Origin of the sequence: Paenibacillus terrae HPL-003 (genome assembly GCF_000235585.1) — a bacterium.
Taxonomy (GTDB): domain Bacteria; phylum Bacillota; class Bacilli; order Paenibacillales; family Paenibacillaceae; genus Paenibacillus; species Paenibacillus terrae_B.
In genome coordinates this window covers 3821635-3836235 of record NC_016641.1, presented here as the reverse complement: position 1 = coordinate 3836235, position 14601 = coordinate 3821635, and the positions used below count along the sequence as shown (strand labels likewise).

General features: G+C 50.6%; 13 protein-coding genes. 1 reads left to right on the top strand and 12 read right to left on the bottom strand.

Annotation, left to right across the window (positions count from 1 at the left end; genetic code table 11):
- Positions 1–7: 7 nt before the first annotated feature.
- The 11 genes from smc to HPL003_RS17465 form a co-directional block, all read right to left on the bottom strand.
- Positions 8–3577 (bottom strand): chromosome segregation protein SMC, encoded by a 3570-nt coding sequence (gene smc / locus HPL003_RS17510; RefSeq protein ID WP_014281047.1) that lies wholly within the window; start codon positions 3575–3577, stop codon positions 8–10.
- Between the two features lie 257 nt (positions 3578–3834).
- Positions 3835–4533: a ribonuclease III gene (gene rnc, locus HPL003_RS17505; RefSeq protein WP_014281046.1), complete on the bottom strand. Its 699-nt coding sequence runs from the start codon at positions 4531–4533 to the stop codon at positions 3835–3837.
- Positions 4534–4545: 12 nt separating this feature from the next.
- Positions 4546–5784 (bottom strand): beta-ketoacyl-ACP synthase II, encoded by a 1239-nt coding sequence (gene fabF / locus HPL003_RS17500; RefSeq protein WP_014281045.1) that lies wholly within the window; start codon positions 5782–5784, stop codon positions 4546–4548.
- 226 nt (positions 5785–6010) lie between these two features.
- Positions 6011–6244 carry an acyl carrier protein gene (locus HPL003_RS17495; protein WP_007429985.1) on the bottom strand — a complete coding sequence of 78 codons (234 nt, stop codon included), beginning with the start codon at positions 6242–6244 and terminating at the stop codon, positions 6011–6013.
- 109 nt (positions 6245–6353) lie between these two features.
- Positions 6354–7103 carry a 3-oxoacyl-[acyl-carrier-protein] reductase gene (gene fabG / locus HPL003_RS17490; RefSeq protein ID WP_014281044.1) on the bottom strand — a complete coding sequence of 250 codons (750 nt, stop codon included), beginning with the start codon at positions 7101–7103 and terminating at the stop codon, positions 6354–6356.
- Positions 7104–7156: 53 nt separating this feature from the next.
- Positions 7157–8098, bottom strand: coding sequence for an ACP S-malonyltransferase (fabD, locus tag HPL003_RS17485; protein WP_014281043.1), 942 nt, complete (start codon positions 8096–8098; stop codon positions 7157–7159).
- A gap of 81 nt (positions 8099–8179) precedes the next feature.
- A complete protein-coding gene (locus HPL003_RS17480) occupies positions 8180–9169 on the bottom strand; it encodes a beta-ketoacyl-ACP synthase III (protein WP_014281042.1) in 990 nt (329 codons plus the stop codon).
- An 8-nt stretch (positions 9170–9177) separates the two neighbouring features.
- The gene (plsX, locus tag HPL003_RS17475) at positions 9178–10170 is read right to left on the bottom strand and encodes a phosphate acyltransferase PlsX (RefSeq protein ID WP_014281041.1); all 993 of its coding nucleotides are present in this window, start codon (positions 10168–10170) and stop codon (positions 9178–9180) included.
- Positions 10154–10750 (bottom strand): transcription factor FapR, encoded by a 597-nt coding sequence (gene fapR, locus HPL003_RS17470; protein WP_014281040.1) that lies wholly within the window; start codon positions 10748–10750, stop codon positions 10154–10156. The genes plsX and fapR overlap by 17 nt, the downstream gene beginning before the upstream one ends.
- Before the next feature lie 277 nt (positions 10751–11027).
- Positions 11028–11201, bottom strand: a complete 174-nt coding sequence (rpmF, locus tag HPL003_RS27730; RefSeq protein ID WP_007429979.1) for a 50S ribosomal protein L32 — start codon at positions 11199–11201, stop codon at positions 11028–11030.
- A 182-nt stretch (positions 11202–11383) separates the two neighbouring features.
- The gene (locus HPL003_RS17465) at positions 11384–11902 is read right to left on the bottom strand and encodes a YceD family protein (RefSeq protein ID WP_014281038.1); all 519 of its coding nucleotides are present in this window, start codon (positions 11900–11902) and stop codon (positions 11384–11386) included.
- 356 nt (positions 11903–12258) lie between these two features.
- On the opposite strand from HPL003_RS17465, the gene HPL003_RS17460 reads away from it, so the two are divergent.
- Complete coding sequence (locus tag HPL003_RS17460; protein WP_014281037.1) at positions 12259–13494, top strand: nucleotidyltransferase; 1236 nt, start codon at positions 12259–12261, stop codon at positions 13492–13494.
- Here the strand turns inward: HPL003_RS17460 and HPL003_RS17455 are convergent.
- Positions 13484–14515: a SepM family pheromone-processing serine protease gene (locus tag HPL003_RS17455; RefSeq protein WP_014281036.1), complete on the bottom strand. Its 1032-nt coding sequence runs from the start codon at positions 14513–14515 to the stop codon at positions 13484–13486. The two genes, HPL003_RS17460 and HPL003_RS17455, sit on opposite strands and share 11 nt — an antisense overlap.
- Between the last annotated feature and the right edge of the window lie 86 nt (positions 14516–14601).

Here is a 14601-nt window from a genome sequence, read left to right as displayed (position 1 = left end):
TTTTATGTCAGGCAATCTCGGCTTCATCATTGTCCAGCTTGACGGATACGAGCTTGGAAACCCCGCCTTCTTCCATCGTAACCCCATACAGCACATCGGCTTCTTCCATCGTTCCCTTGCGATGTGTAACTACAATGAATTGTGTCTGTTCGGAGAATTCCCGCAAATATTGGGCAAAACGCACCACATTGGCTTCGTCCAGTGCGGCCTCTACTTCATCCAGCACACAGAATGGGACAGGCTTGACATGCAAAATGGCAAACAACAGTGCCATTGCCGTTAACGCCCGCTCGCCTCCTGACAGTAGTTGCAAGTTTTGAAGCTTTTTTCCTGGCGGCTGGGCTACGATGTCAATTCCCGTCTCTAACATGCGTTCCGGGTCAATTAGCACCAGATCGGCACGTCCACCCCCGAACAGCTTGGAGAACACCGTACCAAATTCGCGCCGGATGGCATCGAAAGTGGTTTTGAAGCGTTTGGACATTTCATCATCCATTTCACGGATAACCTGATAGAGCGTTGTCTTGGCTTCGACCAGATCAGACTTCTGCTCATCGAGAAACGTATAACGCTCATGCACACGCTGGTATTCCTCAATGGCACCTAGGTTTACTTCGCCCAATGCGGAAATGCCGCGTTTGAGCCTTTGCACCTCGGCCTGCGTACCTTCTATATCTTCTGGTATCGGATAACGCTGCTTGGCCAGCTCATAGCTGAGTTCATAGTCATCACTTAATTTTTTCAGAACGTTCTCCAGCTCTACATCAAGCCGATTCACTCCAATTTCTGTCTGGCGAAGCTGCTCCTCGACCGACTTGAGCTGAATGCGTTGCTCTTTCGTTTCGTTTTCGGCCACTTCCAGCTTTTTGGACAAGCTACTGCGTGCAGCACGCTTAAATTCCAATTGCTGCGAAGCCTCTTCCTTTTTAAGCCGATACTGATTGAGATTTTCAATCTGCTTCACGCTTTCCTGCTCATTGGTCAGCAGATCAGCTTCGATGGAAGCAAGCAAGGTCTTGTTCTGTCTCGAATCCTTGCCAAGGGTATCATAATCTCCCCGTAATCTACGCAGCTGTTCTTCCAGTGAAAAACGCTCCTGATCCAGCTTTCCTTCTCTTACCTTGAGATTCGTAAGTTCTCCCTGTAGCTGTTCTTTGGCAGATTCGTTCGCCTTACGGGCAAATTCAGCGGCATGGATAGCCTGGTGGGTTTTCTTCTCTTCTTCCTCCAGCGCAGCTAATTTCAGCAACGCCTCTTCACGGGAAGCTTCCAGTTCCTTGATCTCCTGATCAAAACCCTTCTTCTCTTGACCAGATGCAGCCACCTGCTCCAGAACATGACGAAGCTCATGCTCCAGTTGCTTGAGTTCCATTGCTGCCTGCTGCTCTTCGCCGCGCTTCACATCGCCGCCCTGACGCAGCTCGTCCAAACGGGTCTGTGTCTCTTCTAACTGACGTTTTGTATCTACCGCGCTCTGACGCAGCCTCGCAATTTGTTGCTCCGTATCCATAATGTCCTGATCCAGTTGATCCAACTGACGTTTACGTCCAAGCAAATTGGCATTTTTCTTGAATTGGCTACCACCTGTCATGGAACCACCTGCATTGACGACATCGCCTTCCAGCGTCACGACGCGATATCTATATTGGCAACGAGCTGCAATACGGTTCGCATCTTCCAGTGTACGGGCAATAACCACATTTCCCAGAAGACTGCCTACAATGCCAGCATACCGTTCATCATACTGAACAAGATCCGCACCGATTCCGACAAAACCCTCGGCCCCTTCTACGATTTGGCGTTCCCCCGCCCCAATTTGACGCGGACGGATAACATCCATAGGCAAAAACGTCGCTCTGCCCAGCTGACGCTGCTTCAAAAAGCTGATCGCTTGTCTGGACACCGATTCATTTTCCATCACGATATGCTGCATCGAAGCGCCCAAAGCCGTTTCCATCGCCTGCTCCAAATGCTCAGGTACCCGGATCAGCTCTGCTACCGCCCCATGCACGCCATGCAGGGCTTCTTTACGTGCCGCCTTCAGTACTTCTTTAACGCCCAGCATAAAGCCTTCGAAGTCATCCTGCATTTCCTTCATCGTATCTCGGCGTGAAATTTGGGCCTCGCGTTTTTGTTCCCATTTGCGGACAGTACCCTGGCTTTCTTCCAGCATCTTTTGCAGCGCTTGGTATTTTTCGCTTCCCTGAATATATCCGCTACGCAGATTGCTGATTTCCTGACCAAGCTTCTGAACAGCCGTTTCCAAACCCTTTTTACGCTGTTCCAGTTCAGCTTTCTGGGCTTCCCATTTGCCGGATTCGTCACTTACCCGAGTCACCCGCCGTTCCAGTGCTTCCTTCTGCTGGTCGGTATAACGGATTTCGTTACGCGCCTGTGCCATCTGATTCATCAGCTCCAGCAGTCCGCCCTTCAGGCTTTCCTCCTGCTCCTGGCTGATTCCGCCTGTGACACCAATCAGCTTCGCTTCTTCGTCGGATAGCCGTTCACGCAACTCATCAAGCTCAACAGTCAACGCAGACAGTTTTTCGTTCAGTAGATCCAGCTCACTTTTGCGCTCGGAATGACGTGATTCGCTCGTGCTAAGCGATAAAATGAGCTGCTCCCGGTTTGCCTCCAGATTGCGTGTACGCTCTTTCAACAGTTCACCGTAGCCTTCGCTCTTTTCCGTAGCTTCACTGTATTGCAACAGATCACTTTGCAGCCGCTCCACTTGCTCCTCCAGCTGACGCAGCTCGTTACGATCACTCTCCAGCATCGCATCATGACGTGACACCACCGTAGACAGCTGTAGCTGCTCCTGCTGCAACAAAGCCAGCTTGGAAGTCGCATCGCTCCACGAGGTATGAATCTGTTCAATCTGATGGACATACATCGAAATTTCCTTCGATTTCAGTTCACCCCGCAGCTCCTTATAGTGGATCGCCTTTTCCGACTGCTCCTTAAGCGGTCCGATCTGATCCTCCAGCTCACTGACCAAATCATGAATCCGAAGCAAATTTTGCTCCGTGTCATCCAACTTGCGAACCGCGTCTTTTTTACGTGATTTATATTTCACGATACCAGACGCTTCCTCAAAAATCCCCCTTCGGTCCTCGGAACGGGTACTCAAAATCTCTTCAATGCGTCCCTGTCCGATAATGGAATAAGCTTCTTTACCAATACCTGTATCCATAAACAGCTCGGTAATATCACGGAGTCTGCATGATTGTCGGTTAATGAAATATTCACTATCTCCACTGCGATGCACACGCCGCGTGACCGTGACTTCTCCAAAATCAAGAGGCAACGCCTGATCCTCATTATCCAGCGTAAGAGACACTTCGCCGTAATTAACAGCCTTACGAGCATCACTACCCGCAAAAATAATGTCCTCCATTTTACCGCCGCGCAGTGATTTGGCGCTCTGTTCACCCAGCACCCAGCGAATACCGTCGGATATATTACTCTTTCCGCTTCCGTTGGGTCCGACGACCGCTGTAATGCCGCGGACAAATTCCATCTCCGTTTTATCTGCAAACGATTTGAAGCCCGCCAGCTCAATGCGCTTTAAAAACATACTCAATCTCACCTCTAACATTTAAATATGCTTGTACAACACCGTTTACCTGATTAACAAGAATTATCCCTATTGTAGCACAAGACTACCGCGGATAAAGCGCGGCAAAGACATACAAAGCTACAGTAGCAAAGCCACGAAAAAAGAGCAAAACGCAGTCCATTCGCCATTGCGGGCCGGGACTCCCCGCGGACTGCCCTTTGCTCTTACTTTGTGTCCCCTGCTCGTGTAACCCGTCCGGGCCGCTCAGGTACCGATTACGATTCTGCCAGCTTCAAACGGTTTAAGGCTACTGCCGCCGCCTGCTGCTCAGCCTCTTTTTTGGAGCGTCCTGTACCTGTACCCAGCCGTTCGCTGTCCATATATACCTCAGCTACAAACTCGCGCTCATGGGCAGGTCCGCGCTCCTCAACAATCTTGTATTCAAGCATCCCCATGTTATGATGCTGCGTCAGTTCCTGAAGCTCTGTTTTGAAATCACTCATCTGAAGCTTACCGTTTAACACAATTTGAGGAAAAATATAACGTTCCAGAAACGACCGGACGGCATCCAGACCCTGATCCAAATAAAGCGCGCCTACGAACGCTTCGAATACATCGGCTAACAGAGCCGGACGAGTACGTCCGCCTGTCAGCTCTTCACCTTTGCCAAGCAGTACATATTGCCCGAACTCAAGTCCGACAGCAAATTTCACCAGAGAAGGCTCACAGACAATGGCTGCACGCAGCTTGGTCAGCTCGCCTTCCGGCCGGTTAGGGTACTGATTGTACAATTGCTCGGATACGGTCAACTCCAGAACTGCGTCGCCTAAAAATTCAAGCCGCTCATTGTCTGCATGCTGACTGAACCGATGTTCGTTTACGTAGGAAGCGTGCGTAAAGGCCTGCTTCAGAAGCTGCCGGTTGTTGAATTGAATATGAAGTTTCTGCTGTAATTGCTTCAAGTCTCCACTCAACGAACTGACCCCTTACGCTTCATATTTTTTTAGAATAACCGTAGCATTGTGACCACCAAAACCGAAGGAATTGGACATCACTACATTCAGTTTCGCTTTTCTCGGCTCGTTAGGTACATAATCAAGATCGCAAGCCGGGTCCTGATTATCCAGATTAATCGTCGGCGGAATGATCTGATGCTGGAGAGCCAATCCGCAAATCACGGCTTCAACACCGCCAGCTGCACCCAACAAGTGCCCTGTCATTGACTTGGTTGAGCTAATCGCCACTTTATAGGCGTGGTCTCCAAGCGTTTTCTTAACCGCTTCTGTTTCCGATTTGTCACCGACTGGCGTGGATGTACCATGCGCATTGATATAATCAATATCTTCAGGATTCAACCCTGCGTCGCGGATCGCCATTTTAATACAGCGTGCTGCACCATCCGGATCTGGCTCTGTCATATGATGTGCATCGCCGGACAGACCGTAGCCGATCACTTCGCCGTAAATACGTGCGCCACGCTTCAATGCGTGCTCCAACGATTCCAGAATCAGAACACCGGAGCCTTCGCCCATAACAAATCCGTCTCTGTCTGTATCAAAAGGACGGCTTGCCTTCTCAGGCTCATCGTTACGAGTGGACATTGCCCGCATCGAGCAAAAGCCAGCCATTCCAATCGGACGAATAGTTGCCTCAGCCCCGCCGCAAATCATAGCGTCAGCATCACCGCGCTGAATCATGCGGAACGAATCGCCGATCGCATGACTACCCGTTGCACAAGCCGTAACCGGTGATGTATTCGGTCCTTTAGCGCCGAGTGAAATCGACACTTGACCGGAACCCATATTAGCAATCATCATCGGGATAAAGAAAGGGCTTACGCGTTTAGGTCCTTTTTCAATCAGCGCATTGTGCTGATCCTCCCAAGTACCCAATCCGCCAATACCGGAGCCAACGGATACACCAACACGCTCAGCATCGGCGTTCTCTCCGATTACGAGTCCGCTGTCCTTGAGTGCCAATTTACTGGCGGCAACGGCGAATTGTACAAAACGGTCCATTTTACGGGCATCCTTGCGTTCCATATAATCCTCAGGATTAAAATCCTTAATAGAAGCCGCAATTTTCGTTGTATATTCACTGGTATCGAAAGCTTCGATTTCACTAACGCCGGATTTTCCAGCCATCAGATTATCCCATAGTGTGTTCAAATCCTGTCCCAGCGAAGTGATTACACCCATTCCTGTTATGACAACACGTTGTTTCAAAGATAATCACCTCTATGTCTACTGCATATTGTATTTCAAGGCCGTACGCTCTTGTGTGCAAAAATAATATAGAATCAACTAAAGTTAGTAATGCCGCATACTCCCAGCCTTGACTAAGTCATGCCGAGCCAAGCTCAAGAACACGCGGCAATTCCGTCTTTAGTTCAATCTGTATGATTAGGAGAAAGTCCCGCCTGTAACAGAACGGGACTTTCGTTGACTTGAATTAGGTATGAGATTGTATGTACTTTACAACTTCACCTACGGTTGTAATTTTCTCTGCATCTTCATCAGAGATTTCCATATCAAACTCATCTTCCAATTCCATAACCAATTCAACTACATCGAGAGAATCAGCGCCTAAATCATCTTTGAAAGATGCTTCAAGTGTAACTTCGGCTTCGTCGGCTCCCAAACGGTCAACGACAATGCGTTTTACGCGCTCCAATACGTCGGACATCCGGCTCACCTCCTCCTTAGGTATTATACGAAAATTACAATTAAAATGCCATAGAAGAGAGTTTTCATTCAATACTCTTCATCGGGGCATGCGGATTAGCAACATGTAGCTACATGTACATGCCGCCATCCACATGCAAAGTCTGGCCCGTCATGTATGAGGAAGCGTCCGAGGCCAAAAACAGCACCACATCCGCAATTTCCTCAGGCCGTCCGAGACGGGCCAGCGGAATACCACTGAGCATATTATCACGCAAATCATCAGCAAGCACCTGTGTCATTTCGGTATCAATGAATCCCGGGGCTACGCAGTTGACTGTAATACCTCTCGAAGCAAGTTCCCTCGCGGACGATTTGGTAAGACCGATCACTCCTGCTTTGGCAGCCACATAGTTGGCTTGTCCTGCGTTGCCAAGTACGCCAACAACGGAAGAAATATTGATAATCCGACCGGAACGCTGCTTCATCATCGGACGCGTCGCTGCCTTGAGACAATTAAACACACCTTTCAGATTCGTCTCGATCACCTGATCGAACTCCTCTTCTTTCATACGCATGATTAAATTATCTCTTGTTATTCCAGCATTATTCACCAGAATATCGATCTGGCCCCAAGCGCCAATCACATCCTTGATCAACCGATCTGCCTCGTCGGCGCGACCGACATTAGCCTGAACCGTAATAGCTTCCACGCCTTTGGCACGAATTTGCTCCGCAACCTCTGCCGCAGCCGCTTCACTGCCAGCGTAGTTTACCGCTACATTAGCGCCCGCTTCAGCCAATGTCAATGCGATACTACGGCCGATCCCCCGTGACGCTCCTGTAACAAGCGCCGTTTTTCCACTTAATGGCTTAGACATTATCCTGCCTCCCCTTGCAAGTATATAACCCGTTAAGGTGGTAATTACTACTTTTAACGAGCCTCCAAGGCTTCCGTTACCGAAACAAGCGATTCCAGGCTGCTTATATTATACAGCTTAACCGTTTTGTCGATCTTTTTAACCAGTCCGGTCAAAACACTGCCCGGTCCAAACTCGACAAAAGTGTCAACTCCCTGTTCCAGCAGCCATGCTACACTGTCTTCCCACAATACCGGGGAATAGACCTGCTCAACCAGCAACTGGCGAATTTCGCCACCCTCACGCACAGGTTTGGCTGTGACATTGGCCACAACAGGAACCTGAGCTTCGGAGAAAGCTACTTCCTCCAGCTTGCCAGACAGCTTGGTCGCTGCTTCCTTCATCAACGAAGAATGAAAAGGACCGCTGACCTCCAAAGTAATAGCACGCTTGCCTCCCGCTTCCTTCACACGTTCAGCGACAGCGGCTACGCCCTCCTTCGCACCGGATACGACAATCTGCCCTGGGCAGTTGATATTCGCCAGCTCAACCAGTTGACCGGATTCCGTAATATCACGACATAGAGTTGCCAGTGCTTCACGGTCGGCTCCCAATACAGCAGCCATCCCGCCTTGTCCGTCAGGAATGGCTTGCTCCATGAACTCGCCACGAGTACGAACGATTTCAACTGCATCTTCGAATGCAAGTACGCCGGAGGCAACGAGTGCGCTGTATTCTCCAAGACTGTGTCCAGCCACGTAATCAGGACGAATGCCCTTTTCCTTGAACGCTTCATACAACGCAATACTCGCCGTCAACAGTGCAGGCTGCGTATTGGATGTTTGCTTCAAGGCTGTATCTGGACCTTCAAAAATCAGTGAGCTTAGCGCGAAACCCAACCGTTCGTCCGCTTGGCGGAACACTTCTCTTGCTGCAGGAACCGCTTCATAAGCATCTTTAGCCATACCTACAGCTTGTGAACCCTGACCGGGAAAAATAAATACCGTTTTGCCCATCGTGTATGCACCTCTCTGTATCCAATGCTTGTCCTGTAAAGTACCAGACAAATTCAATATTGTATCAAACCCGCCGCTTTCTTACCAGACAAGAACCGACGCACCCCAAGTTAAACCACCGCCGAAGCCCACCATTAATACCCGGTCGCCTTCCTTCATGCGGCCTTCCTCGGCTGCTTCTACAAGCGCAAGAGGAATCGATGCCGCGGACGTATTCGCATATTTATGAACATTAATGATAACCTTTTCTTCCGGTAGATTCAAACGCTGCATCGCCGATTGGATAATGCGAATATTGGCTTGATGCGGAACGAACAAATCAATATCATCTTTGGAAAGCCCCGCTTTTTCAAGCACATCGACAGTTGCTGTTCCCATAACACGTACCGCGAACTTGAACACTTCGCGTCCGTTCATATAAATATAGTGCTGCTTGTTTTCCACGGTATCCGCACTTGCAGGCAAACGTGAACCGCCAGCTTCCAGCTTAAGCAATCCGCCTCCTGCTCCTTCGGCTCCGAGATCAAAGGATTGGAATCCTCTACCCTCAGGTACTTCACCAATTACTACTGCTCCTGCACCGTCTCCGAAAAGAACACAAGTATTGCGGTCTGTATAATCCGTGATCCGGGAAAGACAATCTGCCCCAATGATTAACGCATTATTATAAATGCCTGTCTTAATAAAGCTCGTCGCAGTTGCCAGCCCATATACAAACCCTGAGCATGCCGCAGACAAATCAAAAGCCGCCGCGCCTTTGGCTCCGAGCTTGTCCTGAAGAATGCAGGCAGTCGAAGGAAACGCCATGTCCGGCGTAACCGTAGCCACAATAATCAGGTCCAAATCCTGTGCCGTCATACCTGCGGATGCCAATGCCTTAATCGCTGCTTCATAAGCCAGATCGGATGTAGCCTGCTCTGGAGCTGCAATGTGGCGCTCCTGAATTCCTGTACGACTGACAATCCATTCGTCACTTGTTTCCACAATTGCTTCCAAATCTTTGTTCGTCAATATTTTCTCAGGCACGTATTTCCCTGTTCCGATAACACCAACCGACCGCAAATTATTCATATCGTCACTCACTTCCTGCTGATTTCCTTGGATATACTTTCCACCAACTGGTTTTGCAAGGCCGTACGGGCCTGTCTTACCGCGTTTTTGACGGCAATGCCGTCAGATGAACCGTGACCTTTCAAGACGAGTCCGCTCAGCCCCAACAAAGGAGCGCCGCCATGCTCTTTGTAGTCCAGCTTATCTTTCAAACCGCGAAGCTCAGACATAATCAGGGCCGCTGCCAGCTTGGTCTTTAAAGATTTACTAAACTGCTCCTTTAAGAGAGAAAATATCGCACCCGCCGTACCTTCCAGCGATTTTAGCATAATGTTTCCGGCGAATCCGTCACACACCAGCACATCGCAATTCCCGGTCAGCACATCTCTAGACTCCACATTACCTACAAAGTTAACAGGCAACTGCTCAATTAGAGGAAAAGCCAGTTTCGTCAGTTCATTGCCCTTCCCGGCTTCAGTCCCAACATTCAGCAAACCCACTCTGGGGGAAGCCACACCATGAACCTTTTGGCGGTACAAGCTACCCATCAGCGCATATTGGGCAAGATGTTCGGGCTTCGCGTCCATATTAGCTCCCAAGTCCAGCGCCAGTACACCCTGATCGTCAATCGTCGGAATCATCGGTGCGAGAGCAGGGCGCTCAATGCCTTCCATTCTCCCGACCACCAGCAGCCCTGTCGTCATCAGCGCACCCGTATTACCTGCCGATATCATGGCATCCGCTTCGCCTTCTTTGACCATTCGGCCAGCTACGACCATCGAGGCATCCTTTTTACGTCGTACTGCCTTCACAGGCTCGTCCTGCGCATCTATCGTTTCAGATGCATGGCGAATGCTGAGATTCGCGGGCAGCATTCTGCCGTTCAGCACCGATTCAATTCGTTCCTGGTCACCAACCAGCGTAATGTCCGTATCCTTCCATTCCGCCGCCGCAGATAACGCGCCCTCTACTGTCGCCTTGGGAGCATTGTCTCCCCCCATGGCATCAATGGCGATCCGCATGCTGACTTCCTCCTTCGCTATACTCTTCCTCTGTGGAGCGGTAAATGACAAAGTTCCCCTGGAACACCATTTCTTCTCCCACGTAAGCAAACACTTCTACTTTGGCTTTCCCTTTTTGCTCGGGATTTGAACGTACATATGCTTTGGCAATGCACTTTTCTCCCAAATGAACGGGGCGGACAAAGCGGATATCCGCCGAAGCGGTCAACGCTATCTCATCATTAATCACGGCAACAGCCAATGAATTAGCCTGGGCAAACACATAATGCCCCCGCGCAATGCCGGTACGTGAAAAGATATGCTCTTCTTTAATTTCAAAAATGGAAATACCGCTTCTGTCTAACTGAAGATCAACGATATCCCCGATCACTTCATGTAAAGGCAGGGAGCGAACCTGATCGTAGGAACGCTCAGCCATCAGCTTCAGTCGCTCCCTCAGCTCCGGGATACCTAATTCCATCCGATCCAGCCGAATCGTCTGAATGCTGACCTTAAGCTGTCTTGTCAGTTCCTGATCCGTTACGAACGGATTCTCATCAATTAATTGAGCCAGCCGTTGCTGTCTCTGTCTCTTTGGCAAACGTTCGATATCCGTGGCGCCTCCTTTCCCTGCAATAAACTACCGTTCAGCCGACAGTTCGGGTTACTTCACGTGCTAGCCAGCGAATGCTTCATGCCGATTTGTCATCTTGTATGTATAAAGAACCCCTTCGGCCCTTCTTACTTAGAACCTGGTACTAAAACAGTATATAGCATGCTGCAGCAAAAAGAAAGTACGAAGACAAAAAAAGTAGCGCCTCACTAGAGTGAAGCGCTACTTTTCCTGCGAAGATTCCAAAGAATCCGCTTATCGGACATTATTGAGAGATAATCTCTCTAGCTTTGTACGTTCCGCAAACTTTGCACACATGGTGAGCAAGTTTCAATTCGCCGCATTCGGAGCATTTCACCATACCTGGTACTGCCAGTTTAAAGTGAGTACGACGTTTGTCGCGACGAGTTTTGGATGTTCTCCGTTGAGGTACTGCCATTATTCCCACCTCCTTAACCAGATCAACCCGTATAACGGGTGTGACTTCTTATCTCATTCAAGACTGAAGGAAACTGCCGGAAGCAGCTACCTCACAGCCGGTGAATCAAGCCTGCAACATCCATGCGTCGGTCAACTCCTCCGCACAAGTGGATGATGATTTGTCAGAATTGAACTCAATTCTCATTTAAAAAAATCCTTAAGCCCTGCCAGACGCGGATCAATCTTTTTCGTATCGTCATCAGCACTGCCATCAGAGCCAACGCTCCAGTTTTGTCCGGTCGCAGGAGCGATCCCCTGACAATCCTCACTGCATACAGGCGCAAACGGCACGTGCAGTACAAACAGCTCTTCACAATACGGTGCAATGTCGAAGGAGTCCCCCGTCACTGCGATAAATTCGCCATCTTCATCCTCCTCTTCGCCAACCGAAGAGGTTTGCTTGAACCGTTCACGGAATTCAATCTTCAAATCCTCGTGCATCGGACTCAAACAGCGTGAGCACAGCATGTCCAGACCTGCGGTCAACGTGCCTTCCACGCTCATCAAGCCTTGACCCAGACTAACGGCGACCAAATCGGTCTCCAGCGGGGAAACGGCCGTAACATCAGGACGATCATCCACCAATTCACTCACATTAAGAGCTTCACGGATCGGAAAAGGACCATCACTTGTTGCTACTTTGCGAAAAAATAGTTGCATCACTATCACTCCAAACAAACAAAAATTATTATACCGACTGATCGAGTCGTTTGTCAACACCTTTCACTTTACACCTCTCACAAATCCATCGGGTTTCCAATGGTTCAGCAAGTTTTATGCGGAAGCGAAAATACGTTGCATGGATCATGTACCTGTGAGTATTCGTACCCCCGCCACTCTTCGTGTACAATAATGCGAGTATAAAGCTTTTTTCTCCAGGTCTCAATGGCCTTGTTCATTTCTGATCACGAAAAAGCAACATCGCTGCCCTAAAAACAATCATTAGCTGATGGATAACCATCATTTTCAGGATAGTTACCAGACTAGCAACAAAAGAAAGGAGCCGACATACAGCCTTGAAAACACTCGGTATTATTGTAGAATACAACCCGCTGCATAACGGTCACACTCATCACTGGAAGGAGTCTCTTCGCATCACTGGCGCACAGCGCACGGTGGCTGTGATGAGCGGTCCCTTCCTCCAGCGAGGGGAACCCGCGATTGTGGATAAATGGTCCCGCACCGAAATGGCACTCGCCATGGGTGTGGACCTGGTCTTGGAACTGCCTGTGGCCTATGCCGTCCAGCCCGCAGAATGGTTCGCCCACGGGGCGGTCGCCCTGCTCCGCGCCACTGGCGTCGTCGACGCGCTCTGCTTCGGCAGCGAGAGCGGCGACATCGCCCCGCTGCGCGCGCTGGCCCGCGTGCTGACGGCAGAGCCGGCCGAGCTCAAGGCCGGCATCGCACAGCGCCTGAGCAGCGGTGCAAGCTACCCCGCCGCTTACGCGGGGGCCGCAGCCGCGCTCGCGGCTGAAGGGGCGGACGGCGCTGCGCTAGCCGCCCTCATGCAGCAGCCCAACAATACGTTGGGGCTGCATTACTTGATTGCGCTGGAACGAATGGGTAGCGCAATCAGGCCCTTCACCGTAGCCCGCACGGGATCGGGCTACCACGAAGCCGTGGCGCCCGCGGACGGAGTCATCGCCAGCGCCACGGCCATCCGCCGTCTGCTGCTGGACGGCGGGCCGGAGGCCGCGTCGCCGTACGTGTCTGCGGCGACGCTGGAGATTTTGCGGCGCGAATGGCAAGCCGGACGCGCGCCGCTGCAATGGGAAGCGTTCAGCCAGCCGTTGCTGAACGCCCTTATCACGCGCAGCCCGCAGCAGCTGGCGGAGCTGCATGAGGTTACCGAAGGGCTGGAGCATCGCCTGCGGCAATCGCTGTACACGCTGCCCCAGCCCTCCGTAGAGGCATTACTAGCCGCCGTCAAGACAAAGCGCTACACCCGTACGAAGCTTCAACGTATGTTCACACATATTTTACTGAATCATGCCAAAACGGATATGGCTCCCTCCGAGTTGGCGAAAGCCCCCGGCTATATCCGTGTGCTCGGCTTTAACGGTGCCGGACGCGGGCTGCTGGCACGGATGAAGCAGACAGCGACCCTTCCGGTATGGGTCAAGCCGTCAGCCGGATCGCATCCCCATCTGGACTGGGATACGGCCGCAGCCGCCATACACGCAGCAGGAATGCCACGTCCCGCCATCCGTGACATGTATGCCGATTACTTGCGGCCGCCCGTCATGGTTTAATCGGAAGCTTTTCCATATACGTTAACGCATCGTCAAGCTTGCGGACCGGAACGAGCTTCATCTTGGTTCCGATTTGCTCGGCTTTGGCCTTGGCTTCCTTATAATTGTCCGCCGGGACGAAAAACAATTCAGCACCCTGACGATCAGCGGCGACAATTTTATACTTTGCACCGCCGATAGCTCCAACCTTACCGCTCTTATCAATCGTACCCGTACCGGCTACACGATATCCCTTGCTTAGATCGCCCGGTGTCAGTTGATTATAAATTTCCATCGTAAACATCAAACCAGCCGAGGGTCCGCCTACATCCGTTGACGTAAAATGAATTGTTTTACGTTCATCCTTCGGCTCTACTTTCTGAACCGTGGCAATGCTGACTCCAAAACCGGGTCGTTGTTTGCCCGTCTCGCTGTCTGTAATGGTCATTAATGGAGCTTGCACCGTCAGCAGCTTGCCATCACGTTGTAGCTTCACTTTGGCCATCGTTCCTGCCTTTTCATCCTCCAAGGCATTTCGGATGGAGCGATTATCCGTCACCCTCACCGCGTTCAGCTCCAGAATTTCATCTCCGGGATGAAACACACTGCTTGAGCTGGGCACCTTAAATACGTACACATAATCTGGCACAATGCGATAAGGAATATCGGCCCGGGTATAAGCAGCCTCCATCGCGGAAGACTGGGAATCTCCCATATACCACACCTGCTCTGCTGCATATTCGTCTTCGCTCCTGCCGTGCAGTCGATCCTCCTTACGCTGAATCTCCGAATTGGCATCCAACTTCGATATACCCAGCATAATGACATTAGCGTAACGCGCCGATACCGTCGTCATCATAAAGGTCCCCCGTTCGCTTCGGTCGCCTTCCTGAACGGATACCATCGGCTTGATTTCATTTGCCCCACCGGGTCCATAAATCAGATATGGGGTTGGCATATATACCAGCACATAGACCATAGCGGCCAGGATCAGAACATATCCGGTTGTAAAAAAAGCTCTATTCCGGTTTATTCGCTTCATCGGTTCTCCCCCTTACAGCCTTAACTTCTCCTATCTCATCGAAACCAACTCCGCGCGGCCTGTTCTCAATTCTGACAAAAAAGCAT